The following is a 25,822-nucleotide window of genomic DNA, read 5'->3' as shown; positions in this document are numbered from 1 at the left end:
GCTCTGGTTTAAGGGGTATCCGCTTTGCGGACCTGTTGGATACCGTCCATCGGCAGCGTAATCCAGTCCGTGCCCGTTTTGAGATAGATTTCGTCTTCCGAAGCGCCGGTTAATTCGCCCCGATAGGTGAGGGCGTTATAGACCACTTCGACCTGTTGTCCCCTCAAGCTTTCCAATTCGTCCATCATCATAACCAATTAATCATATTCCATTCCATGCGAAAGTTCAATGGCGGATCGGGCCCGGCTCCGCGCCAAATCAAGCCTTGACTTAACGTCGGACGGCGGACTATGATAATTCTCATCGAAATAAGCGGTCTCCATGCCGTAAACGGAGGGAAACAATCAATATGGCCGATACAATTAAAGTGGATCAATCCTTGGATTGCAAGGGTCTCCTCTGCCCGCTTCCGGTGATCCGGACGAAACAGGCGATCGACAAGATGGCCGTAGGGCAGGTCCTGGAAATGATCTCCACCGACCCGGGTTCTGTGGCCGACATGGCGGCCTGGTCAAAACGAACCGGCCATGAGATGCTGGAGCATCGGCAGGCCGACGGCTTGTTTCAATTTTATATCCGAAAGGCCAAGTAAGAGCCGGTTCGCGGCTGTGCCGCGAGAGGCGCGGGGTGTGGGGGCATCGGAGGACGTTGTAAGTCTCATCCGCACGGGCCCCCACCTATAAAGGAGATTTAAGATGTCAACCACTCTCGATAAGAGCCTGAACGACCTGATCGAGGCAAAAGTCAAGGAGATCCTCGATCGGCGCGTCGAGGCGCTGGTGGCGGAAAAACTTAAAAAGGAAAAGGAAAGCCGACGGAAGCGCCTGGCGATCGCGGTGGTCTCGAAGGGAACGATCGAAACCGCCTATGCGGCCCTGATCCTGGCCACGACCGCGGCCGCGCTGGACATGGAAGCCGGCGTTTATTTTTCATTTTTCGGCCTGAACATCCTTAAAAAGGGCAATCAGGATTCGCTTAAGGTTGTGCCGTTGGGAAACCCGGCCATGCCGGTGGCCATGCCCAACATCGTGAGCGTCCTTCCGGGAATGACATCCCTTGCGACCTTCATGATGAAGCGGGAGATCAAGAAGAAAAAGATTGCCACGGTCCCGGAGCTCATGCAGATCGCGCTCGAGACGGGAGTCAAACTGTGGCCCTGCCAGATGGCAATGGAAATGTTCAACTTGAAGAAAGAGGATCTGATCGACGGACTCCCGGATCCGGTCGGGGCGGCAACTTTTCTCGAGTATGCCGGCGAGGCCGATATCACATTGTTTATCTGATTTTTAGGGGCTCACGTCACCGTCATTATCTGTGGGGCCCGTGCGGGCTTCGCTCCTCCGATGCCCCCACACCCCGCGCTCGGACGGGCAAGGCCCGATCCTCGCTTTCACCGGGAAAGCCGCTCGACTGAGCTCGCCGAAGTCCTCCCCCTCTCGCTCGCCGTGCTCGCTGGTGAAATTCCCACACTCCGGCGAATTGACTTGCCCGTGGGGGTCTGTTATCCTGCCTGGCATGAAACAAGAAAAGGGAAAATTCGTCATCTTTGCCCACAGCGGCACCTATGATAAACTGTACCAGACGGCCACGATCGCCCTGACAGCGGCCGCGATGGGAAGCGAAGTTTATATCATCCTGTTTTTCTGGGCCTTGAAGAAATTCTACTCGGGCCAGTTGGACCATTCCGATTTTCCGGTCGAGTACCAGTCCTGGAGCCATAAAATCACTCAGCTCATGAAGGAGAAAAAAGTACCCCCCATCAGCGAAATGTTCCGGGAGGCCCGTGGAATCGGGGCGAAAGTAATCGTCTGCAGCGCCGGTTTGGAGTACATGGATATCGACAAAACAGCCCAGGATGCCCGAAAAGATTCCCTGATCGACGATGTCTGGGGGCTGCCCCAGGTGCTGACGATGGTGAAGGGCGCCGAGACCGTTCTATATATATGAACCAGGATCCGTCCCAGCGATTCAGTCCCTCCGTTCTTCCTCCCCGGACTTGCGACGTCTGCGGGCAGGAGGCCGAGAAATTCTTCCCGGTCTACTCCGGGACGGATATCATGACGATCTGCGCCGACTGTAAGGCCGATATCGCCGGCGGGGAGTAGACATCGCCGACGCTCGATCAAAATCCGAAGCCGATACGACGTCGGATTTGCGGCTCGATTCATCTTCGAAAGCCACGGTTATCCGGCCCGGGAATGAACGGTGGAGCGGCCTGGCCGTCATTCCAATCGTCTTCACCGTTACCTACTCGATTTGGTCCTCCGCGCTCCCCGCGTCGTTATGGTCGACGCTGGTTCCTCAAGGCGTCGCCTATGCCTGCCTCGCGGTGTGGTCGGCCGTCAACACCCGTCGTCTGGATGGTCTTTTCATCGTCACGCGTCACCTGGCGGGAAGCCTGCGGGTGGGTTCACTTGTGGGCTGTCTCACCGGACTTGTCAATTTGTGGGTCATTGTTAAACTGACTCCATGGCTGGGATACAGTTTTGATTTTCTGCGTGACACGCCGCATGCGCGCATGCCGTTTGCGTTGATGGTCCCATGGGGCATAGTCCTGATCGCCGTGTTGGTCGAGGTGAACTTCCGAGGGTTCCTTCTGGGACGACTGGCCGCGATGGGGGGGGACAAAGCGTACGGACCTGTTCTCGCCGTGATCGTATCGGCCGTGGCCTTTTCCCGGGACCCGTTTATGATGACGGTCTTTCGGGGGTATCACTGGCTGGCGCTGACGGACGGTTTGATATGGGGCGGGCTTATTCTCCGGACCCGGAGCCTGTTCTCCACCATGGCGGCCCATGCCGTCGAAGTCATTCTGGTTTATTCCGCCCTCTGGATTTTTTACCGGTGACCCCGCCGGAGTGCATATTCGAATCCGCCGATGAGCCCCTTTCCGGCCGGGGTCAAGATTGCAAACCGGATTGGAACTTCTTATAATGAGAATTCCTTCGGAGGGGCTATTATAATATTATGACGGATCACCGGGATCAAGTTCGCTTCTGGAGCCGCCGCCTGTCCATCCCGCTTGGATCGGCCGTGCTCATCGGACTGCTGACGGCCGGAGTCTATCTGGATTTATTTCACCGCATTCCTGTCCCGCAACTCCCGGCTCCGGTCTATAACCTTCAGGCCGCCGGTCTGGGAAATCGGATTTATCTTTTCCTGATCCGGCGCGATTCATCGGCCGATCCGTCCAAAGAGAGCCGGTGGATGAATACGGTGGAGGAGGATCGGATGCAGGGGGAATCGGAAATCAAGCCCTTTCAATCCGTGGTCGCCTTCTCGGACAAGCTCTGGTTCTTCAGTGAGGGGACGTACCGCGTCTTCGACGGCAAGGAATGGCTGCGGTTTGACGCCCCCTGGATCGGTGACGACCCGGTTGTCGGGACGGTACCGGAGCAGCTCTTTGTCCTCAGCCGCCTCGGGAAGGATTTCTCTCTGACGTCTTACACCCGTGACGTCTGGGAACGGCCCATGCCGATTGCGACCGATCCGAACGATCAGAACCTCTTTTGCTCGGAACAATGTCCGTCCCGCCTGCTGATCCTTGATGACAAGGTCAATTATTTCTGGCTAAAAGACCACACTCTTTATCGTTGGGTATTGGATGGGGAACACCCGGGTCGCGTCGAATCGTTGGGAGGGGTGTTTGGACAGCTCGAAGGCTTCGATGCCCTGTCGTTCTCCGATCGAATCTACATTTGGAATGTTCCGGTCACGGGACCGGCACCGGCCAACGGTTCCCCGAAATCCCATCCGATCGGTTTAAAGGTTTGGGATGGAAGCGGGTGGCATGGGGAGAAGGATATCGTGCGGCCCGCTCCGGACGGTCTTCTGGAGTTATCGGCATTCCTCCTGCAGGGCAAACCGCATCTTATGATCAATGCCGGTATCAAGATGGAGGATGTCTCCTGGGAGGACGGCGCCCCGGAACGATCCGTTCTTTTGATGGGAGGCGATCTGGGACAGACCATGCTCGGCTATCTGGACCGGGTGTTGTGGCTTTTTTTCGTGATGGTTACGCTGGCCACGGTGGGTTTGATGTTCGCGCTGACGTACTGGAAACCCATGCCGAAGACTCCGGGTATCCGCTTTGCGTCGATCGGGCAGCGGTTTCTGGCCGAGGCGTTCGATGCCGCGCTGATTCTCGTCCCGGCATGGATCGTCATTCGATCCCGGCTCGATCCGGAAAGCCTGCTATCCTCCAATCCCATCGCGCATTTTTTGAATGAAACCGGGACGGGTTTATTGATCGCCGGGTTCATGCTTCTTGTCTATCATGGCCTGGCCGAAGGGTTCTGGGGGCAGACCGTCGGCAAACGGCTCTGCGGGATCGCGGTGATGGGACAGGATCTAAAACCCTGCACGATGTGGCAGTCCGTAATCCGCAATCTCCTGCGCCTGGCGGACGGGATCTTATTCTACTGGGTGGGGCTGATCAGCCTCGCCGTCACCGACCGTTGGCAACGTCTGGGCGACCTGGCCGGTCGGACCGTTGTCGTGCGGACGAAACCATAAACCGGACGTTACAGAAGCAGGCGCTTGATAGAGAGCCCTGCGGGACGTCCGCTTGGGGAGGGAAGCATGATCGCCAAAATACGGAGCAGCGCCATTTTAGGCCTCGACGCCATTCTTGTGGATGTGGAACTGGACGTGGCCTTGGGTCTCCCGATGTTCACGATCGTGGGCCTGCCGGACACCGCGATCAAGGAAAGCAAGGATCGCGTCCGGGCCGCGCTCAAGAACACCGGCTTTAATTTTCCGGTGAAGAAAATCACGGTGAACCTGGCCCCGGCCGATGTCAAGAAAGAAGGATCGGCCTTTGACCTGCCGATGGCCCTCGGGGTTCTGGTGGCCGAAGAGGTCCTGGGACCGGAGTCGGTGCGGGATTATCTCGTCGTGGGGGAGCTGTCCCTCGACGGCCGCGTCAAGTCCATCCGTGGAGCCCTGTCGATCGCGGTCGCCGTGAAGGAGGCCGGACTGCGGGGCCTGATTCTTCCGAATGAAAATGCGAACGAGGCGGCCGTGGTGGAGGGCATCCAGGTCTACGGCGCGGATACGCTGCCCCAGGTCGTGGAGTTTTTGAACCGGAATCAGTCCCTGGTCCCCGTCACGGTGAATCTTCAGGAAATTTTTTCGGAGAAGGCCGTCTACGGCGATGACTTCATGGACGTGAAGGGCCAGGAGCACGCCAAGCGGGCCCTCGAGGTGGCGGCCGCCGGCGGCCATAATCTTTTGATGATCGGCCCGCCCGGTTCGGGGAAGACGATGCTCGCGAAGCGCTTGCCGTCGATTTTGCCCGCCATGAATTTCGACGAGGCCATCGAGACGACCCAGGTCCATTCCGTCGCCGGCCTGCTGCCCGAACGGCAGCCCCTGCTCGCGACCCGTCCGTTCCGCTCCCCGCACCATACGATTTCTGACGCCGGTCTCATCGGCGGCGGCCACGTGCCCAAACCCGGAGAGGTCAGCCTGGCCCACAACGGCGTGCTGTTCTTGGATGAACTGCCGGAATTCCGGAGAAACGTTCTGGAGGTGCTCCGGCAGCCGCTGGAGGATGGACGGGTGACGATCTCTCGCGCGACCGCCTCCTTGTCGTATCCCGCCCAGTTCATGCTGGTGGCGGCGATGAATCCCTGCCCGTGCGGTTTCTTCACGGATCCCGCTCATGCCTGTGTCTGCACGCCGTTGCAGATCCAACGCTACCGCGCCAGGGTCTCCGGCCCCTTGCTCGACCGAATCGATATCCATGTGGAGGTGCCGGCGGTTCCGTTTCGGGATCTGTCCGCGGAGCGGGTGCGGGAGGATTCGACCACCCTCCGCAAACGGGTCAGCCACGCGCGGCGGGGCCAGCAGGAGCGGTATCAAAATGACGGGATTTACTGCAACGCGCAGCTGCGGCCGCGGCAACTCAAAAAGCATTGCGGCCTCGATGACGACGGACGGAAACTGATCGAGCTGGCGATGAACAAGCTGGGCCTGTCGGCCCGGGCCTACAATCGGATCTTGAAGGTCGCCCGGACGATCGCCGATCTGGATGCCAAGGAACGGATTGAGCCGTCGCATGTCTCCGAGGCGATCCAGTACCGCACCCTCGATCGGCGGGGCCTGGTATGACGAGGGCGTGCGGCGCGAAAGGAGGGGCATGAAAGAACGACGACGGAATCTTCGGATGACCATCATGGGGATGGTCCGGGTCTGGTTGCCGGGCGAACCAAATTTTGTGGAAGGGTATCTGGCCAATATCAGCCGGGGCGGCATCGGGATCTATCTGGGTAAGAAGACCCGGACGGGCCAAAAACTCCGCATCGCGGTTTTATTGAAAGGTCAGGAGGGCCAGGAAGAAGAATTCGAGGCCAAGGTGGCCTGGACCTCCCGGGCCGGAGCGCTTTACATGGTGGGTGTTCAGTTTGAGAAAATGACCGAAGATAAATATCACGCCGTACTGACCAGTCTTTTTCCATGACAGGGTCGAATATGGGGGTCTCGGGGTGTTGGTTCCCCGGAAACGACCGTAAGAAACCGTGAACAACCTCTCGAGAATAAAAACGAACGAGGTCACAATTTCCGAGCGGCGCGAACACCTTCGTCTGACCACGATGGGCATGGTGACGCTGACGGCGCGAGGAGATAAACCCCAGGAGGCCTACCTCGCCAGCATCGGTCGCGGAGGGTTCGGCGTCTATCTGTGTCGACCGGTCAAGGCCAAACAGCTCGTTGTCATGACCCTCAAACTCCTCGGAGAGGATCAACCCGACCCGGAATTGAAGGTCGCGGCTCGGGTCCGATGGGCCAAGGCTGCTGGTCGGCTTTTCATGGTCGGGCTTCAGTTCGAGCCGATGTCGGACCAGCGTTACGGTCAGCTCCTGAAGCATCTCAGGATCATGGAGAATTTGCAATTGTAGAGGAAGGGCCGCCGGGTTTCTTGTGGGCCGAAACCGTTTCAAAGTATAATAATTTATTAACCGTAATAAATAGTACGGAAGCGGCTCCATCGCCGTCGATTTGGGGTGAAACGTGCCATATGAAGGAAAGCATGATAAGGACAGGATCTTTCAGGGAATCGAGTTTGACGAACCTTCGAAGCCGAAGTGGTCCTGGAAGATCAAACTGTTGCTCCTCGCCGCCGTCCTCTTAATCCTCGGGGCGGGAGGGCTGGGCGGGACCCTCTGGTATTTCTCAAGAGATCTTCCCTCCATCGAAAGCCTTCGAGAATACCAGCCCAGTCTCGTGACGAAGGTTTACGGTGAAAATCGGCAACTGATCGGCCAGTTTTACATCGAGCGGCGCGTCGTTGTTCCGTTCAGCCAGATGCCGCCGGACCTGATCCACGCGATTATCGCGGTGGAGGATTCCCGTTTTTATGAACACAAAGGAATCGACCCGCTGGGAATTCTCCGGGCCTTTTTGACCAACATCGAGACCCTCCGTATCCGGCAGGGCGCGAGTACGATCACCCAGCAGCTGGCCCGCTCCTTGTTCCTATCCTCCGAAAAGAGCCTCAAGCGAAAGATCAAGGAGGCGCTGCTGGCCTGGCAAATCGAGAAGGTTTTGACCAAGGACGAAATCCTGGAGTTGTATCTAAATCAAATCTATTTCGGGCACGGAGCCTACGGCGTCCAGTCCGCCGCCCGGACCTATTTCGGCAAGAACGTGGATCAGCTCAATCTGGCCGAGGTGGCCTACCTGGCCGGCGTGCCCCGGGCTCCGACGGAGTATTCCCCCTACATAAACCCCGAACGCGCGAAGCAACGCCAGGGCGTCGTCCTTCGCCGTATGGTGGAGGAGGGATTCATTACCGAGGATCAATTCCGCCGCGTCTACGGACAGGACCTCTATTTTCAAAAACTCGAGAAAGAAGAAGAGGTCGCGCCGTACTTCATGGAATACCTCCGGCAGTATCTGAGCGCGGCCTACAGCGAGGACATGGTGTACAAAGGCGGGCTCAGCGTTTATACCACGTTGAATCTCGCCCTGCAGAAGGCGGCCAACCAGGCCTTACAGGAGGGCCTCCGCGAGGTGGATAAACGTCAGGGCTATCGCGGACCGATCGCGCACAAAAGCCCCAAAGAAATGGCCCAGGATCAGGAGACCGGCACCGGGACCATGGGGATGGCCGCGGTCAAGGAAGGGGACGTGATCGACGGCCTGGTCACGGCCGTGGACGAACAGGGAGCGACCGTCGTGGCGGCCGGCCGGACCGGACGGATTTCACCCGAGGGCATGGCCTGGGCCAAAAAACGGCTGAAGGGACCGGACCTTCTCAAAGACGTCGAACTTAACCCCAATGCCAAGCCGTCGGACATCCTCCATGTCGGCGATGTGATCCGCGTGAAGATTCGGAGGCTGGATCCCCGCGGCAAGACAGCCGTCCTCAGCCTGGATCAGGAACCGGTCGTGGAGGGCGCCTTGATCGCGTTGGATCCGAGGACCGGGGCGATCAAGGCCATGGTCGGGGGCTACGATTTTAAGCGGAGCGAATTCAACCGGGCCCTCTCGGCCCGCCGCCAACCGGGCTCGGCCTTCAAGCCGATCATCTACGCCACCGCCATCGAGCGCGGGTTTACCCCGGCCACGATCATGGTGGACTCCCCGATCGTGTTCGTGGACCAGGAGCAGAAGAAGGTCTGGCGGCCGGAGAATTACGAATCCAAATTTTTCGGCCCCATCAGCCTGCGCGAGGCCCTGGCCCATTCGCGCAATTTGGCGACGGTGAAACTGCTGGATCGGGTGGGGATCAAGAATGTCGTGGAATTCGCCAAACGCGTGGGCATCACCAGCCCGCTGACACCGGATCTTTCCATGGCGCTCGGTTCCTCGAGCGTGAGCCTGATCGAGCTCGCCTCGGTCTTCGGCGTTTTCGCCAACGAAGGGATTCGCGTGGAGCCGATCTCGGTCCTGTCGGTTGCGGATTCGTCCGGTCGGGTGCTGGAAGAGCACGAGCCGGTAGCCAACGAGGTGATCGCGAAGGAAACCGCTTACGTGATCACCAACATGATGGAGGACGTGATTCAGAAGGGGACGGGATGGCGGGCCAAAGTGCTGGGTCGTCCCTTGGCCGGGAAGACCGGGACGACCAACGATTTCACGGATGCCTGGTTCGTCGGATTTGCTCCGAATCTTGTCGCCGGCGTCTGGGTGGGTTTCGACGATGTCCGATCGCTGGGCGATCGGGAGGCTGGCGCATCGGCCGCGCTGCCGATCTGGATCAGCTTCATGCGGGCGGCGTTCGACGTGGTGCCCGAAATGACCTTTCCGATTCCGGAGAACGTGGTGTTCGCCAAGATCGACCCGCAGACCGGCCTCCTCGCGCCGGAAGGGGCGGATGACGCCGTGATCGAGATCTTTGTGAAGGGTACCGAACCCACGAAGGTGTCCCATCCCCAGCCCAAGCCGGCCGAGTTTTTCCGAATCGATGCGGGCGGTTGATCCGGATGGGCTGTACCGGACCAGTTGACTTTTGAGGGCGATTTCACCTACTATAAAAATCCCTTTTTAGCAGGGATATGGATTCCCAAACCGATGATAAGGATCAAGGATGACCATCAAAGTCGGTATTAACGGGTTCGGGCGAATCGGCCGCAATCTATTCCGGTCGGCCCTATCCCATCGTGAGATCGAGTTCGTTGCCGTCAACGATCTGACCGATGCCAAAACGCTCGCCCATCTCCTGAAATACGATTCGGTGCACGGGGTCCTTTCCGCCGAGATCGAGGCCAAGGAGAACTCGATCCGGGTGAACGGTCGGCCGATGGAAGTGCTGGCCGAGAAAGATCCCATGAAACTTCCCTGGAAGGCGCTGGGAATCGACATCGTTGTCGAATCGACGGGCCGATTCACCGATCGCGAGGGTGCGGGCGCGCATCTCGCCGCCGGGGCCCGGAAAGTGATCATCTCGGCGCCGGCCAAAGACCCCGATCTCACGATCGTGCTGGGCGTAAACGAGGCGATGTATGAACCCGGCAGGCATTCCATTGTTTCGAACGCTTCCTGCACCACGAACTGCCTCGCTCCCGTGGCGAAGGTGCTCCTGGACGGTTTCGGCATCAAGCGCGGATTAATGACGACCGTCCACTCCGTGACGAACGATCAGCGCCTCCTGGATTTGCCTCACAAAGACCTGAGGCGGGCCCGGGCGGCCCACCTCTCGATGATTCCCACGACCACCGGCGCGGCCAAGGCCCTCTTTCTGGTTCTTCCCCAGTTGAAAGGGAAGATGGACGGAATGTCCATCCGCGTTCCGACGCCGAACGTCTCGGTGGTGGACCTGGTCGCCGAGGTTGAAAGCGATGTGACCGAGTCGGAGTTAAACGCCCGTTACCGTCAGGCGGCCGAGGGTCCTTTAAAAGGCATCCTGCAGTACACGGAAGAGCCGCTGGTCTCGGTCGATCTGAACGGCAATCCCCATTCGGCGATCCTCGACGCCACCCTGACCAAGGTCCTGGCCGGACGCATGGTGAAGGTCATCGCCTGGTACGACAACGAGTGGGGCTATTCTTGCCGTCTGCGGGATCTTATAGAATATATCGGACGGAAAGGTTGATGGGCCTGCGACAACGGCGGCCCGGTCCTGTCGCGTTGACCGTGCACCCGTCCTGAATCAAAACCGATCATCGTAGACGGGGCATCCCATGAATATGCACAAAGTGACCATCGAAGATCTGAAGATCAAGAAAAAACGCGTGATCATCCGTGTGGATTTCAACGTGCCGCTGGACGAGCACCTCAACATTACGGACGACACCCGCATCCGTTCGGCGCTGCCCACCATTAATTATGCCATCGACGAGGGGGCGAAGGTCATCCTCTGCTCCCATTTGGGAAGGCCCAATGGAAAGATCGATCCCCGTCTGAGCCTTGCGCCGGTGGTGAAGCGCCTCCAACGGTTGCTGGGCAAAGAAGTGGCCTTTGCCCCGGATTGTATCGGCCCCCAGGTGGAGAAGATGGTGGGCCAAATGAAATCGGGCGACGTCCTCCTTTTGGAGAACCTCCGCTTCCATCCCGGGGAACAGAAAAACGACGAAGCCTTTTCCAAGGCCCTGGCCCGTCTGGCCGATGTGTACGTGAACGATGCCTTCGGGACCGCCCACCGCAACCACGCCTCCGTGACCGGCATCACGAAGTTCGTTCCGCAGTGCGCGGCCGGATTTCTGATGAAAAAGGAGATCGATTATCTGGAAGGGGCAATGGCCAATCCGGCCCGGCCCTTCGTGGCGATCCTGGGCGGGGCGAAGGTTTCGGGAAAGCTGGGAGTCGTCGAAAATCTGGGAAAGAAAGTGGACAAGGTGATTATCGGCGGAGGAATGGCCTTTACCTTTTACAAGGCGCTGGGCTATGAAGTGGGTGGATCGCTGGTCGAAGACGGAATGCTCCAGATGGCGATGGATATCCGGAATCACGCCCGGGCTCGTGGCGTGAAGTTCTACCTTCCGGTCGATTGCGTCGTGGCGCAGAGCCGGGATCCCAGCGCCGAGACGAAGATTGTCCCGATGCAGGAAATTCCGAAGGACTGGATGGCGCTGGACATCGGTCCGGCCTCGGTTAAATTGTTCACGGAGGCGCTGGCCAACGCCAAAACGATTCTTTGGAACGGGCCGATGGGGCTCTTTGAGATGGACGCCTACTCCCGTGGAACGTTTGCCGTGGCCCATGCGGTCGCGAATGCCTACGCCTTGACGATCGTGGGCGGGGCGGATACGGCCCTGGCCGTTTACCGGGCCGGGGAGTCCGAAAACATTTCGTTCATCTCAACCGGAGGCGGCGCGGCCCTGCAGCTGTTGGAGGGAAATGAACTCCCCGGTCTGGCCGTGTTGCCCAGCCGCGCCGAGGAGCCTCAGCGGGTGTGATCGCGAAGCGGAATTCTCCCTTTCGAAGAAGCGGGTGAATGAAAAACTCTCGGTCTTTTCAGGCTGCTCAAAAAGCTCCAGATGCGAGGCCGCAGGGACCGAGGAGACCGCAGCGTACTAAGAACGTACGTGAGGATCTCCGACGGACCGAGAACAAAGCAGATGGGCTTTTTCAGCAGCCTGTAAGACGGCCGATCGCGATCGGGAACTGGAAGATGCACATGACCCTCGCCGAATCGACGGCGGTCGCCCGGCAGCTGACCCGGCTCTTGGGAGACACGCGGCGGGTCGAGATCGTGATCGCGCCCAGTTACACCGCACTGCCAGCCGTCGCCGAGGTCCTGAAAGGGACCGGCATTCTGTTGGCGGCGCAGAACGCCCATTGGGACGACCAAGGGGCCTACACCGGCGAAGTTTCGGCGATCCAACTCAAAGATGCCGGTTGCCGGTTCGTCCTGGTAGGCCATTCCGAACGGCGATCGATATTTGGCGAAACGGACGAAGTGGTGGGGCGGAAATTGACCGGCGTATTAAAGCGCGGGTTAAGCGCCGTCCTCTGTGTGGGAGAAACGCCGGAGCAGCGCCGGACGCACAGGACGACGGACGTCGTGACGGCGCAGCTCGAAGCGGCGCTCGCGGAGGCGGCCCCCGGGCCCTTTGATCGGCTGGTGGTCGCCTATGAGCCGGTCTGGGCGATCGGAACCGGCCAGGTGGCGACGGCCGGCCAGATTTCAGAGGTTCATGAGTTGATCCGTCAACGGCTGGAAAAGATCCTGGGTCCGGAAGGGGCCGAGGCGGTCCGGGTGGTCTACGGCGGGAGCGTGACGACCGAGAATATCGCGGAGCTGGCGGTGATCAAGGAGCTGGACGGTGTCCTGGTCGGCGGGGCCTCGCTTAAAGCCGACGGATTTGCGGCCATCGTTAAAACATTGGAAAAAATGAAGAGGTGAGATAAGGAAAGCGCCCAATCGGCTTGGCCGGTGCGAGCGCGGGGGCATCGTGAGATCCAGGATCCTTTGCGGACGCTCGGGCCCCCGCTGATAATTAGGAGGAAGAAGATGTATATAATGTTGATCATCCTGCATGTGATCGTCAGCTTTATCATGGTCGGCGTGATCCTGCTTCAAGCCGGGAAAGGGGCCGAGATCGGCGCCTCGTTCGGAGGATCCAGTCAGACCGTATTCGGCAGCCGCGGTCCGGGTACGTTTTTAAGCAAGCTGACCGTGTGGGCCGCCGTTATCTTTATGGTCACTTCCCTGAGTCTGTCCGTGCTGTCCAAGGGACGCTTCCTTTCCACGAGCGTTTTGGATCTGAAGAAGCAGGAAGCCCCCGCGGCGCCGCCCGCTACGGGGGAGGCGGCCGCCCCGTCGGCGACGGCGCCGGCGAAACCGGCCGAAGGGCCGTCAAGCGCCCCGGCCACGCCGACCCCAACGACCCCAGCCCCGGCCGCGCCGGCGCCGGCTCAGGAAACCCCACCCAAAACGGCTCCATGACCGTGCGGCGATGATTCGGTCGCTTGCCATCGTCATCGCGGCCGCGGCCTTGTGTCTTGAGGCCGTCGCCGTCCCTGCGGGAGAACCGGAAAAACCGGACGCGATCACCCTGGGATCGATCGGCGATGCCCAGCGTTTGATCCCGATGCTGGCCTCGGACTCGGCCTCCGGGGATATCAGCGGTTGGATCTTCAATGGTTTGGTGAAGTACGACAAGAACATTAATCTGGTGGGGGACTTGGCCGAGTCCTTCACCGCCTCGCCGGATTGTCGAAAGGTCACCTTCAGGCTTCGCAAGGGGGTGAAATGGCAGGACGGTCAGGAATTCACGGCGGCCGACGTTCTCTTCACCTATCAAAAAGCCATCGACCCAAAGGTGGCGACGCCCTACAGCGGCGACTTTGAACGAGTGGGAAAGATCACGGCGGCGGATCCGTATACCGTTCAGGTTACCTATAAGGAGCCCTTCGCCCCGGGGCTGGCGAGCTGGGGCATGGGGATCATCCCGAAGCATCTTCTGGAGAACACCGATCTCAACACGAGCCCATTCAATCGAAATCCGGTCGGCACCGGTCCCTATCGAATGAAGGAATGGGTCACCGGACAGAAGATCGTCCTGAGCGCGAACGATGCCTATTTCGAAGGCAAACCGCGCGTGGAGGAGTATATCTATCGGATCATTCCGGACAACGCGACGATGTTCCTGGAATTAAAAGCCGGCGGGCTGGATTTTATGGGGCTGACCCCGATCCAGTATCAACGTCAGACCGATACCGCGTATTTCAAGCGGTATTTTAACAAATACCGCTACCCCGCGTTTGCTTATACCTATTTGGGTTACAATCTGTTGGACTCCCGGTTTAAGGACAAACGGGTCCGTCAGGCCATCGCGTATGCGATCAACCGACGATCGGTGATCGACGGAGTTTTGTTCGGTCTCGGAAGGCCCGCGACCCAACCGGTGCCCCCGGAATCCTGGGCCTACAATCCGGACGTGCCGAAGTTTGAATACAACCCGGAAAAGGCCAAACAACTTTTGGAGGAGGCGGGTTGGAAGGACACGAACAACGACGGCATTCTGGACAAGGACGGCCAGCCGTTTCAATTTACCATTCTGACGAATCAAGGAAACGACGAACGGCGGAAGACGGCCGAGATCATTCAACAGAATCTAAGGAAGATCGGGATCCAGGTCGAGGTCCGCGTCCTGGAGTGGCAGGCCTTTCTCCACCAGTTTATCGACAAGAAAAAGTTCGAGGCGATTATTCTGGGATGGTCGTTGGGACGCGATCCGGATTCCTACGACATCTGGCATTCCAGCAAGACCAAGGAAGGGGAGTTTAACTTCGTTTCGTACAAAAATCCGGAGGTCGACCGGCTTCTGCTGGAAGGCCGGAAGACCTGCGATCAGGACCGTCGAAAGGAAATCTACAACAAGATCCATGCGCTCATCGCGGAGGATCAGCCCTACACCTTTCTGTACTATCCCGATACCCTTCCGGTGGTGCACAAGCGGTTCAAGGGAATTTCTCCCTCGCCCATCGGCATCTGGTATAACTTTCCCACCGACTGGTACGTGCCCAAGAACAAGGCCGAGTGGTATCAATAGAGGGCGGTAACGGTCACGGATGCTGGCCGGAGGCTGCGGCCGGCGTCTCCGGCCGTTCGGCCAGCGGGCGGCGGGTTTCGAGCTTCGCCCGCGGGGTCGGGATTACGCCGCCCTCGGGTTGCTTCACGAAGATCGACAGGGGAGAGCTCGGGACGTCCCACTGGCCTTTGAGGACATTCTTCGGCTCTCCCCCTTCAAAGACGAGGTAGCTGTAGGAGCCGTAATGGGGCAGCTTGCGACCCAGGCCGGATAGGGCCGTCAGGGAATCGGCCGCGACCCATGTGAGGGCCGCATTCGCGTTTCGAGGCTGACGCGCCGCGAGGACGATCGCATGGCCCTTCCGTTCCACCCTCGTGGCCCCGATCTGAAGCCCGTTCGGCGAAACGGACAGCTCGCGTCCCGCCACGGCCTTCGGGAGGTCCGGCGCGAAGCGATTTTCCCATCCCAGGATCCAAACCGCGCGGTCGGTCGGAAGCGCGGAGACCACGCGATCGGGTTTGATTTCTATTGAAACGGATGACGACGGCTGCAAAAAGGCCGACAGCGATTCGGCGAAGCTTCGGTAGGCCCGGCGAAGGTCTTCGTCCGCGTCGGATGGAAGAATAAACAGGGCCTTATCGGCGCCCAAGGACTGCGAAAGGGCGGGCGGAATTTCGTCGCGACTCAGGCGACGAAACAGATCAAATTCCGGATCGACATCCAGGCGCAGGGGGCGACCCGGGACAATCACCGCAAGCCCGGAGCGTTTTTCATCCATTTTGGCCGAGAACCGATAGGCCATCTCCCGGCCTTCAATCGTCACGGCGATGGGAACGCGCAGGCGATACGCCGGGCCGGGTTGCGTTTGCTCTAGAACGGCCGTGACAAGATATCCGGTTCCCCGGACTTGAGTCTGGGCGCTGCTCAGGCTCAACGCGGGCGCACCCTTTCGGCCGATCCATTGGGCGAATTCGTTTTTGAGGTCTTCTCCCGCAACCGCGGCGAACGCGGCACGCAGATCGTCGAAGGTCGCCGGCCGGAATTGGTTTTCACGAAAGAAATTCCTCAAGGCGTTCACAAACGCGTCGCCCCCGAGCCGTTCTCGCAGCATGTGAAAGAACATCATCGCCTTACCGTAGCCGACCGCTTCCGTGGCCGGACTGTGCCGCGCGCGGAATTCGGTCAGCGGAAAATCCTTGTGCTCGGTGACATAATCAGTGTATTTCTGGAGCGCCGTGCGTCGGTAGGCCGATGCGGCTCCCCGCTGCTCCTGGATGAGATAATCGGCCATGTACGTCGTCAGCCCTTCGCTCCAGTTCCCTTTTGCTTCGTCGACAAAGACCCCGTTGCCCCACCAGTTATGCAGAATTTCGTGAGGGTAGGAGGAGTCCAATATAAAGGGCAGGCGAAGGACGGCCGATCCCAGCAGCGTCAGGGACGGCAGTCCGTAGCCCGTCTCCCAAAAATTCTCGACCACCGCAAATTTCCTGTAGGGGTAGGGGCCGAGCAGCTTCTCGTACATCTCCAGATCGGTGGCTCCGGCCTCCAGGTAGCGGTCGGCCAGTTCTGCATCCGGGGTTCGCAGAAAGGCCATGACCTGGATCGCCCCGGCCGAGCGGTCGTATTCGGTAAACGGACCGCCGATCAAAATAATTTCCTCCTGCGGCTGAAAAGATTCCCATCGTGTCTCGATCCGCCCATGTTCCCGTTCATGCCGCGTCCGTACCCCCTGGCTGACCGCCTCCCACGGTTCCGGAAGGTCCACGTCCAGCGAGAAGGTGACCGGGTCGTCGTTGACCCATGGATACCATCGGGTCGAACCGGACAGAAAGGTCCCCTCCGGGGAGACGACCCCGGCATCGAAACCGGGATCGTCGGTTGGTTGGGCCGATTTTACCGGAGGGTCGACCCGACCCTTATATCGGATGACGAAGACCCGTTGATGAGGCGGAAGACCGAGGGTAAACCGATCCGACGGAGCCTCTGCATAATCCGGGGCGGAATCCTTCTCCAAGCGTTTCGGTCTCGTTTCCCGCATCAACTTGACCCCGGCCGTCGCTGATTCCGGTTGAAACCCATCGTGAAGCCTAAATTGCAATTTCCCCTTTGAAGCGGAGAGGAGGGATTCGGGGAGGCTGATCGTATCCTCGACTTCCAAGGAATTGTTTTCCGGCTGGAGGATCACCTTTAACTCGTGACGAATCGGGGTTTGAGCGTGCAGGACCGCCGGGAAGGCCGCGACGAACAGAAAGACCGCCGTGCCCCAATGGCGCCTGAAAGGATCGTTTCTCGTTTCCATTGGCTTGATTCGTTCCAGTCCGTCTACGGACCTTCCCTATTTCCGTAAGGTCATTCCCTGAAGGAAATTTTGAATCCGCTTGGCGTTTGTGCCGACATCGCTCCGGCCGACACGCGAAACCGAGCGGACATCGATGCGGCTTCCCTTTTGAGCCGGCCGGACTCGCACGACGATGTCGTCTTTGAAACCGAACCAGAAGGTTGTATCCGTCGCCTCGATGCGTCCTTCGGAGGGGTTCGAATCGATGATCTGCCAGCCCATGTTGCGCGCGACCGCGAGGGCCCGCTTAAACCCCTGGGCGGGCGGGACGGGGAGGATCAAGGGGCGAAGATTCGGATACCCCGCGCGCTGCTGTGCGGCGATCTCGGGTCCGCCGTACGCGGCCGGGTTGGGGGCGTTTGCGCGAAGCGGAAGGATCGCGACAAACGATGGCGGATTTTCCGTGTCCGTCGTGATGTCGTGGATCGGCGGCACACGCTGCGCGGTCAGCTTCCATGACCACAGGGTTCCAACCACGACCACGGCGATGATCAGGCCCGAAAGCGCCGGAAACAGGACCCGACGCGTAGGGGAGGACCACGCCGCAGCCAATCCGATTATGGAAAACGCCGCGGCGGCCAGGCCGACATAGAATCCCCATTGCAACAGGGTGAAGCCGGTGCGAAATGTCCACCAGCCCCAGCGGCTGCCGAGCCCGGCCAGCATGACCGAGGACGCTGTCAGAACGGCCAGACCGAATCCGACGGGCGCGATGGCTGAAGCGGTGCGTTTTAGGGTTTCGGGATTGTTCATGGAACGTTGGATGTTAACGGTTGCGCCGCCGTCAATAAAAACGGCGGCGGTATCATTTTAGTCCCGATCCGGGGATCAAAGTCAATCGTAATTCCCCGCCCCATCTCCGACTTGATTCCCGAAGACCCCGTTACTCTTTGAGGCGGGGATTTAATGCGTCCTGCAAGCCCTCGCCGAGCAGGTTGTACCCCAGGACCGTGATCAGGATGGCGAGGCCGGGAAAGAGGGTAAGCCACCAGGCGATATCGATCATGTCTTTTCCGGACGTGATGATGTTTCCCCAGCTGGGCATCGGGGGCTGGACGCCCAGGCCCAGGAAGCTCAAAGAAGATTCGACGAGGATGGCGCCGGCGACGCCCAACACGGCGGAAACGTAGACCGGCGACATCGCGTTTGGAAGGATATGGAGAAATATGATCCTTCGGTCCTTGGCGCCCAAAGCCCGCGCCGCCGTGACATAGTCCGCCTCTTTCAAGGCCAGAAATTGCCCGCGCACGAAACGGGCCACGCCCATCCAGCTCGTGGCGCCGATGATGATCATGACGTTCCAAATGTTCGGCCCGACGAATGCGATCACCGCCAGGATCAGAAAAAAGGTCGGTACGGAGAGCATGATGTCCACAAATTGCATCAGGATATCATCGGGCCAGCCTCCGTAGTAACCCGACACCGCGCCGATCACTGTGCCGATCCCGATCAAGATCCCGACGGCAACAAATCCCACCATGAGAGAGATCCTCGAACCCCAGATCATCCGGCTTAGGACGTCCCGTCCGAGGTCATCCGTTCCCAGGGGATGGGCCTGCGTCGGTCCGACTAAAATCCTGTCCACATCGATATGGGCGGGATCATAAGGAGACAGGACGGGGGCCAGGACGGCCACCAGGAAGACGGACAGAACGATCAGGCCGCCCGCCAGCCCCGATCGATTTTTCCTGAATCGTCTCCAGAATTGCTCCAGGGTGGACCGCTGTTGCATTGTCGTTCGAACCCTTTATTGCGTTCGACGGAGCCGGACCGTCGGATTCGCGACGGCGTAGAAAACGTCCGCCATAAAATTTCCGAGCAGGGTTAAAACCGTTCCGATCATAATAATGCCCATGATCGTCGGATAGTCGCGCGACATCACGGATTGATAGAACAGAAGTCCCATCCCTTGAATGGCATAAATGGATTCGAAGATCACGCTTCCCCCGATCAGTCCGGGCACCGAAAGTCCCAGGATGGTAATGATCGGGATCAGGGCGTTTCGGAGGGCGTGCTTGTAGACCACGGCCCCTTCGCTCAGACCCTTCGCCCGGGCCGTCCGGATGTATTCCTGCCGAATCACCTCCACCATCTCGGCCCGTGCGTATCGGGAGATTCCGGCCAGGCCTCCGAAGGCCGAGACGAAGACGGGGAGGAGAAGATGCTTGGTCCAGTCCCACAGCCGTTCGGAAAACGCCATCCCGCTGACATCGAGGGATTGGTAACCGGAGATCGGAAGCCATCCCAATACGATGCCGAAGAGGATCATCATCAAAAGGGCCAGCCAGAAAGTCGGAATCGCAAACCCGACGAATACGAAGACCGTGGTGGCTTTGTCGAATGAAGTATAGGGATGCGTGGCGGAAAAAACTCCGATCGGCAAGGCGATCATGAAAATCAAGATCAACGAGAGGAGGTTGATGACGATGGTGATCGGCATCCGTTCCTTTATCTTGGTGGCGACCTTCTGCCCGTCCACAAAGGAAGTGCCGAAGTCCAACGACACGACCCGTTTGACCCACCGGGTGTACTGAACATGAAGCGGTTGGTCCAGGCCGTAGAGTTTACGCAGATTCTCTTTGGCCTCTGCCGAGACACGGGGATTCAAGGTGGTCTGAAGATCGGTCGGCTCTCCGGGCGCCAGATGCATCATTCCAAAGGTGAGAATGGTGACGCCGACCAGTGAAATGAAGAATCGGAACAGTCGATATCCGAGGAAAGACAGCAAGCGGGACTCCTAATCTTGGCGATGATTTCGAGGGGGATGGTAGCAAAAGGCCCGTCGGGAAGTCAAACTTCATGAGGAGCCGAGTCGACCCGAAAGTGGTATTGACAATGTCTTTGAGGGTCATGTATGATGAAAATTGCTGGGGGTGCTCGACCGGATGCGCAAGGGTGAAGGTCGGGCTGAGAGCCTGGAAATGTCTGTTTGGTGTGAAGTGTTCAGTTGAGTATTGAGACAGACCACTTAGCACTTTTCACTGAACAGAAATCGACGGGCAACCCTGAGAACCTGATCCCGATAATACGGGCGGAGGGAAGCGGCAGCATGCCGGTTTGAGGCGGACGTGAAGGATCTGCGATATGGAGGTCCCGGTCCTCTTCGATGAAAGTTTCGGCATCATAAGACCACACGAGGCGCGCCGTACTTCCTGACCGAGTACGGTTTTTTTATTAGGAGTCCAAAAGCCGGACCGGGGTTTAGCCCCACAAGGCTCGGGGTGGTTGATGCCGCCGGTGATTCAAGTGCTTGTGAACGGAGAACGCCGGGAGTTTGAAAAGGACACGACGGTGGCGCGCCTGCTGGAGCAGCTGGGCAGCCCGCCGGAACGGGTGGCGGTTGAGCTTAATCTTCGGATCTTGGATAAACAGGATTTCCCCCTAACGGTTTTAAATGACGGGGATCGATTGGAGATCATCAATTTCGTCGGCGGGGGGGTTTAAGGAGGGGCTGGAAGTTCATGAAGGATGATGTATTGACGATTGGGGGGGTTCAGCTGAAATCCCGCCTGATTGTTGGCACAGGCAAGTACAAGGATTTTGAACAGACCCGACGGGCGATCGAGGCGTCCGGCGCCGATATGGTCACGGTGGCGGTCCGCCGGGTGAATATCATCGACCGGGATAAGGAAAACCTTCTCGACTATGTGGATCCTCAAAAGTACAGGATCCTGCCCAACACGGCCGGTTGTTACACGGCGGAGGAAGCCGTCCGCACCGCGCGGCTGGCCCGGGCCGCGGGCATTACCAACCTGGTCAAGTTGGAAGTGATCGGGGATCAAAAGACATTATTTCCGGATACGGCCGGCCTGATCGAGGCGGCGAAGATTCTGGTCCGGGAAGGGTTTGTGGTCCTTCCCTATACGAACGATGACCCCATCGTGGCCAAGAAATTGGAGGACGTCGGCTGCGCCTGCGTCATGCCGCTGGCGGCACCGATCGGATCGGGTTTGGGGATTCGAAACCCGTACAATATCCAGATTATCCGGGAGACCGTGAGGGTTCCAGTCATCGTCGACGCCGGGGTGGGGACGGCGTCCGATGCGGCCGTCGCGATGGAAATGGGCTGTGACGGCGTCTTGATGAACACCGGGATCGCGGGGGCGCAGGACCCCATCGCGATGGCCGAGGCGATGAAGTTTGCGGTCTGGGCCGGCCGCCTGGCGTATCGCGCGGGCCGGATTCCAAAAAAACTCTATGCCAACGCCAGCAGCCCTGCGGCAGGGATGATCGAATAAACGTGTCGGTAGAGGGAACGACGGAAACCCCTCTACACCTATATATATAATGGAGAGGGCGGATTTGGGTCGCCGGATCGATTTTGACCTTTATCTAGTCACGGACCGGCACCTAACCGACCGGTCGTTGGACGAAGTTGTGGAGGAAGCCCTGGCGGGGGGTGTCCGGGCCGTGCAGCTCCGGGAAAAGGATCTTCCGGCACGGGAATTTCTGCGGCGGGCAGAGAAATTGAGGTCGCTGACGACCCGGTTCGGCGCACGCCTGCTGATCAATGATCGTCTGGACGTCTGTCTGGCGGTGGGAGCCGATGGGGTTCATCTCCGCGCCGACAGCCTCCCCGTTTCGGCGGCGCGCAAGATTTTGGGGCCGGATCGGCTTATCGGGCAGTCCACCCATGGGATCTCGGAGGTGATCGAGGCGCAGGAGGCGGGGGCCGACTTTGTCGTGCTGGGGCCGATTTACGATACCCCCTCCAAGCGGTCGATGGGGCGGCCGTTGGGACCGTCGGCGATCCGATCCGCGGCTTCCCGGGTTTCCATACCGGTGTTCGCGATCGGGGGAATACGCCTCGAACAAATTTCAGAAGTAATCCGTCATGGGGGTCGAGGCGCGGCGGTGATCTCCGCGCTTCTTCAGGCTCCGAACCCGCGGGAAGCGGCCTCGGCGATGCTGCGCGAATTAAAATCGCTGCGATCCGCCACGATGGTCCCGTCGCCTGATGGAGTTCGGGAGAGGGCTATTGACCGTAGTTGGGTTCGGTGATAGAATGAAAATTAACGAGCCCATTGGATGACGATGCAACCGCGCTCCTTATTTACTTGAGAAGCGACAATGGGGGAAACCAAAAAAGGCTCTGGAAGGTTTCACTCCTTGCGTAATACCGTGAAGCGACTCACGGATCGGTTGTCGGAGAATGAGCCTGCCATGAATAAGCATATCGAAGAATACGAGCGAGAATTAGATAAACTTCACGTCCAGGTACGGTCGATGGAGGAGGAGCTGCGTCAACTGCGCCTTTCCCGATCGCAGCTCGAACAAGCCCACAAACAGAATGAAAAATTAGCGGCCACACTGCACGAGGCCAAATCCCAGATCGAGGCCTTGCGTGTGGAGGTGGAAAAGTTGACCGCGCCGCCCTCCAGCTACGGCATTTTTTCCGGAGGAAATGAAGACGGAACCGTCAACGTCTATGTCTCCGGACGCAAGATGAAGGTCAACCTTCATCCCTCGATTAAAAGCAAGGATCTCCGGAAGGGTCAGGAGCTGGTCCTCAACGAGGCCCTGAATGTGGTCGAGGTGAAAGGATTCGACGGTCAGGGCGAGGTCGTGCGCTTGAAAGATCTCCTGGGCGGGAAGCGCGCGATCGTGACGCTTCATGCCGATGAGGAACGGGTGGCCGAATTGGCCGAGCCGCTTCACCACGAGAAACTCAGCGTCGGGGATGATCTTCTCTTGGACGCCCGGTCCGGCTACCTGCTCGAGAAACTTCCCAAGTCGGAAGTGGGGGAATTGGTGCTGGAGGAAGTGCCCGACGTCAGCTACGAAAATATCGGCGGACTGGAAGAGCAGATTGAAACGATCAAGGATGCCGTTGAGCTGCCGTTCTTGCACCCCGATCTCTTCGCCCGGCATAAGCTGCTTCCTCCAAAAGGCATTCTCCTTTACGGCCCTCCCGGCTGCGGGAAAACTTTGATCGCGAAGGCCGTGGCCAACTCGATCGCCAAGAAGCTGGCCCACATGACGGGCAAAGACGTGCGCAGCTTCTTCCTGCATGTCAAGGGACCGGAACTCCTGAACAAGTATGTGGGAGAAAGCGAACGGCAGATCCGCGAGGTATTTAAGAAGGCCAAGGAAAAGGCGGAAGAAGGAATGCCGGTGATCGTATTCTTCGATGAAATGGACGCCCTCTTCCGGACACGGGGAACCGGCATTTCCTCCGACATCGAATCCACGATCGTGCCGCAGTTCCTTTCCGAGATTGACGGCGTCGAACGTCTCCGGAATGTGATCGTCATCGGTGCCAGCAATCGGCAGGACTTGATCGACCCCGCGATTCTCCGGCCGGGTCGGCTGGACGTGAAGATCCGAATCGATCGCCCCGACAAACGGGCCGCGAAGGCGGTTTTCTCGAAATACCTGTTGCTTGAATTGCCCTATGACGCGGATGAAGTGGCCAAAGACGGCGGTAACACGACGGCCGCGATCGACAGGCTGATCCATGAAACCGTGGATCAGATGTACAGCCAGAGCGAGGAGAACAAGTTCCTGGAAGTCACCTATGCCAATGGCGAAAAGGAGATGCTCTATTTTAAAGACTTCGTCAGCGGAGCGCTGATCGAGGGTGTCGTTTCCCGCGCGAAGAAATATGCCATCAAGCGTACCATCGCGACGGGGCGGGTCGGGATTCGAGGCGAGGATCTTCTCCAAGCGATGCGGGATGAATTTAAAGAGCATGAAGACCTGCCCAATACCACGCAGCCGGATGATTGGGCCAAGATTGCCGGGAAGAAAGGTGAGAAGATCGTCCACGTTCGAACCATGGGAGCCAAGAAGAACGAACCGAGGCAGATCGAGACGATCTCAACGGGTCACTACCTCTGATCGGTTCGACCGGCGCCGTGTATGATCAAACGCATCCTTGGGACAGAAACCGAATTCGGGATTGTAACCCATAATCCGGAAGCACTCGACCCTGTCTCCACCTCCCTGTTGTTGATCAACAACTATCCTAATCTTCCTTCGACGCGTGTCCTGTGGGATTATGAACACGAGAACCCCTTGTTGGACGCCCGGGGATTTGAGATCGAGGGGGAACGGGAACGGCCCGGTCCGGATTACAACCGCCTTCTCAACAAGGTGTTGGCCAACGGAGGCCGCCTGTACGTGGACGGGGCTCATCCCGAATATTCGACTCCGGAATGTACCAATCCTCGTGACGTGTTGATTTACGAGAAGGCCGGCGATCGAATCCTCAGTCAGTGCTGTGAGCACGCCAGCCGGGTTAAGGAGCAGGATAAGATTGTGCTCTATCGCAACAACACCGATGGAAAAGGCAACAGCTACGGCTATCATGAAAACTACCTGGTCGACCGGGCGGTGCCTTTTGAGTCCCTCATGAAGCATCTGATTCCTTTTTTTGTGACACGGCAGATTTACGCCGGATCCGGAAAGGTCGGCGCCGAGAATCGAATGCCTCCGGTGCCGTACCAGATTTCCCAACGGGCGGATTTCTTCGAAACCGTTGTGGATCTCAACACCATGGTGAAACGGCCGATCATCAATACGCGGGATGAACCCCATTGCGATGCCGTTAAATACCGCCGCCTGCACGTCATCGTCGGAGACGCGAACATGGCGGAATACTCCACCTACATCAAACTCGGTGCGACGGCCGTGATCCTGACCCTGGTCGAAGAGAACTGGCCGTTGCCGGAACTCGAGCTGGAGGACCCGGTTCGTTCCATCAAGGAGGTGTCGCGGGATATCCATTTAAAGGCGCCGATTCGATTGTCGGATGGTCGGAAATTCACGGCGATTGAGATTCAACGGCTCTATGTCGAAGCGGCCCGTCGCTACTTTGAAAAGCACGAGCTGGACCCGACGACGCGGGATGTCCTGCAGAAGTGGGAGGAGGTCCTGGATCGCCTCGAGGAAGATCCCATGCAACTTTCCCGGCAGATCGATTGGGTGATCAAACTGAAACTGATCCAGTCGTATATGGAACGAAAAAAATGCGGATGGGGAGATTCTCGTCTGGCGATGATGGATCTTCAATATCACGATATTCGCCCTGAAAAGGGGCTGTACGCCGCTTTGGAGAAGGACCAATTCGTGGACCGCATCACTACGGACCGGGAGATCGAGCAGGCCGAGCAGAATCCGCCGACCGACACGCGGGCCTACTTTCGTGGAAGCTGCCTGAAGAAGTTTCCAAAAGAAGTCTACGCGGCCAGCTGGAGCTCGATTCTTTTTGATGTCGGAAACACCACCATCAAGAAAGTCCCCTTGATGGAACCATTGCGCGGAACGGAAAGCCTGACCCGCTCGTTGTTGGAATCGGCCCAGTCCATCGAAGAGGTCTTGGGCCGCCTGAGCATGTAAGTAAGGGGGTGAGAAACCTTGTCCAAGCAAGAACACAAAACAGACCGGAAAAAAGAATCCGGCAAGAAGGAAGAAGAGACGGGGACCGGCACGAAAGGCGCCGAGAAGGGCAAAAAGATCAAGGAAGATCTTGACAAGCTCATGGATAAAATCGACGACGTGCTGGAGGAAAACGCGGAGGAATTTGTCAAAAACTACGTCCAGAAAGGTGGAGAATAAG

At 58.5% G+C, this 25,822-nt stretch carries 26 protein-coding genes and 1 riboswitch; of the genes, 21 read left to right on the top strand and 5 right to left on the bottom strand.

Annotated features, from left to right (window positions below; genetic code table 11):
• Positions 1-8: 8 nt before the first annotated feature.
• Entirely contained in the window at positions 9-191 is a 183-nt protein-coding gene (locus tag VMN77_01490; protein HTN42454.1) for a hypothetical protein, read from the bottom strand.
• A gap of 158 nt (positions 192-349) precedes the next feature.
• Here VMN77_01490 and VMN77_01485 point away from each other — a divergent pair, with 158 nt between their 5' ends.
• From VMN77_01485 to VMN77_01415, 15 genes are all read left to right on the top strand, one after another.
• Positions 350-592 carry a sulfurtransferase TusA family protein gene (locus VMN77_01485; protein ID HTN42453.1) on the top strand — a complete coding sequence of 81 codons (243 nt, stop codon included), beginning with the start codon at positions 350-352 and terminating at the stop codon, positions 590-592.
• Between the two features lie 103 nt (positions 593-695).
• Entirely contained in the window at positions 696-1,283 is a 588-nt protein-coding gene (locus tag VMN77_01480) for a DsrE/DsrF/DrsH-like family protein (GenBank protein HTN42452.1), read from the top strand.
• Positions 1,284-1,515: 232 nt separating this feature from the next.
• A complete protein-coding gene (locus VMN77_01475) occupies positions 1,516-1,947 on the top strand; it encodes a hypothetical protein (protein ID HTN42451.1) in 432 nt (143 codons plus the stop codon).
• Complete coding sequence (locus tag VMN77_01470; GenBank protein ID HTN42450.1) at positions 1,944-2,105, top strand: hypothetical protein; 162 nt, start codon at positions 1,944-1,946, stop codon at positions 2,103-2,105. Before VMN77_01475 ends, VMN77_01470 begins: the two co-directional genes overlap by 4 nt.
• A 47-nt stretch (positions 2,106-2,152) precedes the next feature.
• On the top strand, positions 2,153-2,848 hold the full coding sequence (locus tag VMN77_01465) for a CPBP family intramembrane glutamic endopeptidase (protein HTN42449.1): 696 nt from the start codon (positions 2,153-2,155) through the stop codon (positions 2,846-2,848).
• Positions 2,849-2,967: 119 nt separating this feature from the next.
• On the top strand, positions 2,968-4,515 hold the full coding sequence (locus tag VMN77_01460; GenBank protein HTN42448.1) for an RDD family protein: 1,548 nt from the start codon (positions 2,968-2,970) through the stop codon (positions 4,513-4,515).
• A 66-nt stretch (positions 4,516-4,581) separates the two neighbouring features.
• Positions 4,582-6,114, top strand: coding sequence for a YifB family Mg chelatase-like AAA ATPase (locus tag VMN77_01455; GenBank protein HTN42447.1), 1,533 nt, complete (start codon positions 4,582-4,584; stop codon positions 6,112-6,114).
• Between the two features lie 28 nt (positions 6,115-6,142).
• Positions 6,143-6,463: a PilZ domain-containing protein gene (locus tag VMN77_01450; GenBank protein HTN42446.1), complete on the top strand. Its 321-nt coding sequence runs from the start codon at positions 6,143-6,145 to the stop codon at positions 6,461-6,463.
• Positions 6,464-6,521: 58 nt separating this feature from the next.
• Positions 6,522-6,902, top strand: coding sequence for a PilZ domain-containing protein (locus VMN77_01445; protein HTN42445.1), 381 nt, complete (start codon positions 6,522-6,524; stop codon positions 6,900-6,902).
• A 112-nt stretch (positions 6,903-7,014) separates the two neighbouring features.
• On the top strand, positions 7,015-9,426 hold the full coding sequence (locus VMN77_01440) for a PBP1A family penicillin-binding protein (protein ID HTN42444.1): 2,412 nt from the start codon (positions 7,015-7,017) through the stop codon (positions 9,424-9,426).
• Between the two features lie 109 nt (positions 9,427-9,535).
• Entirely contained in the window at positions 9,536-10,540 is a 1,005-nt protein-coding gene (gene gap / locus VMN77_01435; GenBank protein HTN42443.1) for a type I glyceraldehyde-3-phosphate dehydrogenase, read from the top strand.
• Positions 10,541-10,628: 88 nt separating this feature from the next.
• Entirely contained in the window at positions 10,629-11,843 is a 1,215-nt protein-coding gene (locus VMN77_01430) for a phosphoglycerate kinase (GenBank protein HTN42442.1), read from the top strand.
• 194 nt (positions 11,844-12,037) lie between these two features.
• A complete protein-coding gene (gene tpiA / locus VMN77_01425) occupies positions 12,038-12,793 on the top strand; it encodes a triose-phosphate isomerase (GenBank protein ID HTN42441.1) in 756 nt (251 codons plus the stop codon).
• A 108-nt stretch (positions 12,794-12,901) separates the two neighbouring features.
• Entirely contained in the window at positions 12,902-13,336 is a 435-nt protein-coding gene (gene secG, locus VMN77_01420; GenBank protein HTN42440.1) for a preprotein translocase subunit SecG, read from the top strand.
• Between the two features lie 10 nt (positions 13,337-13,346).
• Positions 13,347-14,945, top strand: a complete 1,599-nt coding sequence (locus VMN77_01415; protein ID HTN42439.1) for a peptide-binding protein — start codon at positions 13,347-13,349, stop codon at positions 14,943-14,945.
• A 13-nt stretch (positions 14,946-14,958) separates the two neighbouring features.
• Here the strand turns inward: VMN77_01415 and VMN77_01410 are convergent, their stop codons facing one another.
• The 4 genes from VMN77_01410 to VMN77_01395 form a co-directional block, all read right to left on the bottom strand.
• On the bottom strand, positions 14,959-17,223 hold the full coding sequence (locus VMN77_01410; protein HTN42438.1) for a M1 family aminopeptidase: 2,265 nt from the start codon (positions 17,221-17,223) through the stop codon (positions 14,959-14,961).
• A 36-nt stretch (positions 17,224-17,259) separates the two neighbouring features.
• Positions 17,260-18,015 carry a DUF1499 domain-containing protein gene (locus tag VMN77_01405; GenBank protein ID HTN42437.1) on the bottom strand — a complete coding sequence of 252 codons (756 nt, stop codon included), beginning with the start codon at positions 18,013-18,015 and terminating at the stop codon, positions 17,260-17,262.
• Positions 18,016-18,145: 130 nt separating this feature from the next.
• The gene (locus tag VMN77_01400) at positions 18,146-18,994 is read right to left on the bottom strand and encodes an ABC transporter permease (protein HTN42436.1); all 849 of its coding nucleotides are present in this window, start codon (positions 18,992-18,994) and stop codon (positions 18,146-18,148) included.
• Positions 18,995-19,009: 15 nt separating this feature from the next.
• The gene (locus VMN77_01395) at positions 19,010-19,990 is read right to left on the bottom strand and encodes an ABC transporter permease (GenBank protein ID HTN42435.1); all 981 of its coding nucleotides are present in this window, start codon (positions 19,988-19,990) and stop codon (positions 19,010-19,012) included.
• Positions 19,991-20,121: 131 nt separating this feature from the next.
• Positions 20,122-20,319: riboswitch (TPP riboswitch) on the top strand.
• Positions 20,320-20,490: 171 nt separating this feature from the next.
• On the opposite strand from VMN77_01395, the gene thiS reads away from it, so the two are divergent.
• The 6 genes from thiS to VMN77_01365 all read left to right on the top strand — a co-directional run bounded on the left by thiS (position 20,491) and on the right by VMN77_01365 (position 25,821).
• Positions 20,491-20,706, top strand: coding sequence for a sulfur carrier protein ThiS (gene thiS / locus VMN77_01390; GenBank protein HTN42434.1), 216 nt, complete (start codon positions 20,491-20,493; stop codon positions 20,704-20,706).
• Between the two features lie 17 nt (positions 20,707-20,723).
• Positions 20,724-21,500, top strand: a complete 777-nt coding sequence (locus VMN77_01385) for a thiazole synthase (protein HTN42433.1) — start codon at positions 20,724-20,726, stop codon at positions 21,498-21,500.
• A gap of 64 nt (positions 21,501-21,564) precedes the next feature.
• The gene (gene thiE, locus VMN77_01380; GenBank protein ID HTN42432.1) at positions 21,565-22,263 is read left to right on the top strand and encodes a thiamine phosphate synthase; all 699 of its coding nucleotides are present in this window, start codon (positions 21,565-21,567) and stop codon (positions 22,261-22,263) included.
• A 162-nt stretch (positions 22,264-22,425) separates the two neighbouring features.
• Positions 22,426-24,102: a proteasome ATPase gene (arc, locus tag VMN77_01375; protein HTN42431.1), complete on the top strand. Its 1,677-nt coding sequence runs from the start codon at positions 22,426-22,428 to the stop codon at positions 24,100-24,102.
• Between the two features lie 21 nt (positions 24,103-24,123).
• Positions 24,124-25,602, top strand: coding sequence for a depupylase/deamidase Dop (dop, locus tag VMN77_01370; protein HTN42430.1), 1,479 nt, complete (start codon positions 24,124-24,126; stop codon positions 25,600-25,602).
• Between the two features lie 18 nt (positions 25,603-25,620).
• Positions 25,621-25,821: a ubiquitin-like protein Pup gene (locus VMN77_01365; GenBank protein HTN42429.1), complete on the top strand. Its 201-nt coding sequence runs from the start codon at positions 25,621-25,623 to the stop codon at positions 25,819-25,821.
• Position 25,822: the final 1 nt, after the last annotated feature.

Source organism: Nitrospiria bacterium (genome assembly GCA_035498035.1).
Taxonomy (GTDB): Bacteria; Nitrospirota; Nitrospiria; order JACQBZ01; family JACQBZ01; genus JACQBZ01.
Note: the sequence above shows the minus strand (reverse complement) of the source record. Positions and strands in the feature narration are given on the sequence as shown.

Excerpts from the sequence above, each read along its gene's own strand:
- VMN77_01490 (HTN42454.1), bottom strand. The coding sequence starts at position 191 with ATGATGATGGACGAATTGGAAAGCTTGAGGGGACAACAGGTCGAAGTG.
- VMN77_01485 (HTN42453.1), top strand. The coding sequence starts at position 350 with ATGGCCGATACAATTAAAGTGGATCAATCCTTGGATTGCAAGGGTCTC.
- VMN77_01480 (HTN42452.1), top strand. The coding sequence starts at position 696 with ATGTCAACCACTCTCGATAAGAGCCTGAACGACCTGATCGAGGCAAAA.
- VMN77_01475 (HTN42451.1), top strand. The coding sequence starts at position 1,516 with ATGAAACAAGAAAAGGGAAAATTCGTCATCTTTGCCCACAGCGGCACC.
- VMN77_01470 (HTN42450.1), top strand. The coding sequence starts at position 1,944 with ATGAACCAGGATCCGTCCCAGCGATTCAGTCCCTCCGTTCTTCCTCCC.
- VMN77_01460 (HTN42448.1), top strand. The coding sequence starts at position 2,968 with ATGACGGATCACCGGGATCAAGTTCGCTTCTGGAGCCGCCGCCTGTCC.
- VMN77_01455 (HTN42447.1), top strand. The coding sequence starts at position 4,582 with ATGATCGCCAAAATACGGAGCAGCGCCATTTTAGGCCTCGACGCCATT.
- VMN77_01450 (HTN42446.1), top strand. The coding sequence starts at position 6,143 with ATGAAAGAACGACGACGGAATCTTCGGATGACCATCATGGGGATGGTC.
- gap (HTN42443.1), top strand. The coding sequence starts at position 9,536 with ATGACCATCAAAGTCGGTATTAACGGGTTCGGGCGAATCGGCCGCAAT.
- VMN77_01430 (HTN42442.1), top strand. The coding sequence starts at position 10,629 with ATGAATATGCACAAAGTGACCATCGAAGATCTGAAGATCAAGAAAAAA.
- secG (HTN42440.1), top strand. The coding sequence starts at position 12,902 with ATGTATATAATGTTGATCATCCTGCATGTGATCGTCAGCTTTATCATG.
- VMN77_01415 (HTN42439.1), top strand. The coding sequence starts at position 13,347 with ATGATTCGGTCGCTTGCCATCGTCATCGCGGCCGCGGCCTTGTGTCTT.
- VMN77_01410 (HTN42438.1), bottom strand. The coding sequence starts at position 17,223 with ATGGAAACGAGAAACGATCCTTTCAGGCGCCATTGGGGCACGGCGGTC.
- VMN77_01405 (HTN42437.1), bottom strand. The coding sequence starts at position 18,015 with ATGAACAATCCCGAAACCCTAAAACGCACCGCTTCAGCCATCGCGCCC.
- VMN77_01400 (HTN42436.1), bottom strand. The coding sequence starts at position 18,994 with ATGCAACAGCGGTCCACCCTGGAGCAATTCTGGAGACGATTCAGGAAA.
- thiS (HTN42434.1), top strand. The coding sequence starts at position 20,491 with ATGCCGCCGGTGATTCAAGTGCTTGTGAACGGAGAACGCCGGGAGTTT.
- VMN77_01385 (HTN42433.1), top strand. The coding sequence starts at position 20,724 with ATGAAGGATGATGTATTGACGATTGGGGGGGTTCAGCTGAAATCCCGC.
- arc (HTN42431.1), top strand. The coding sequence starts at position 22,426 with ATGAATAAGCATATCGAAGAATACGAGCGAGAATTAGATAAACTTCAC.
- dop (HTN42430.1), top strand. The coding sequence starts at position 24,124 with ATGATCAAACGCATCCTTGGGACAGAAACCGAATTCGGGATTGTAACC.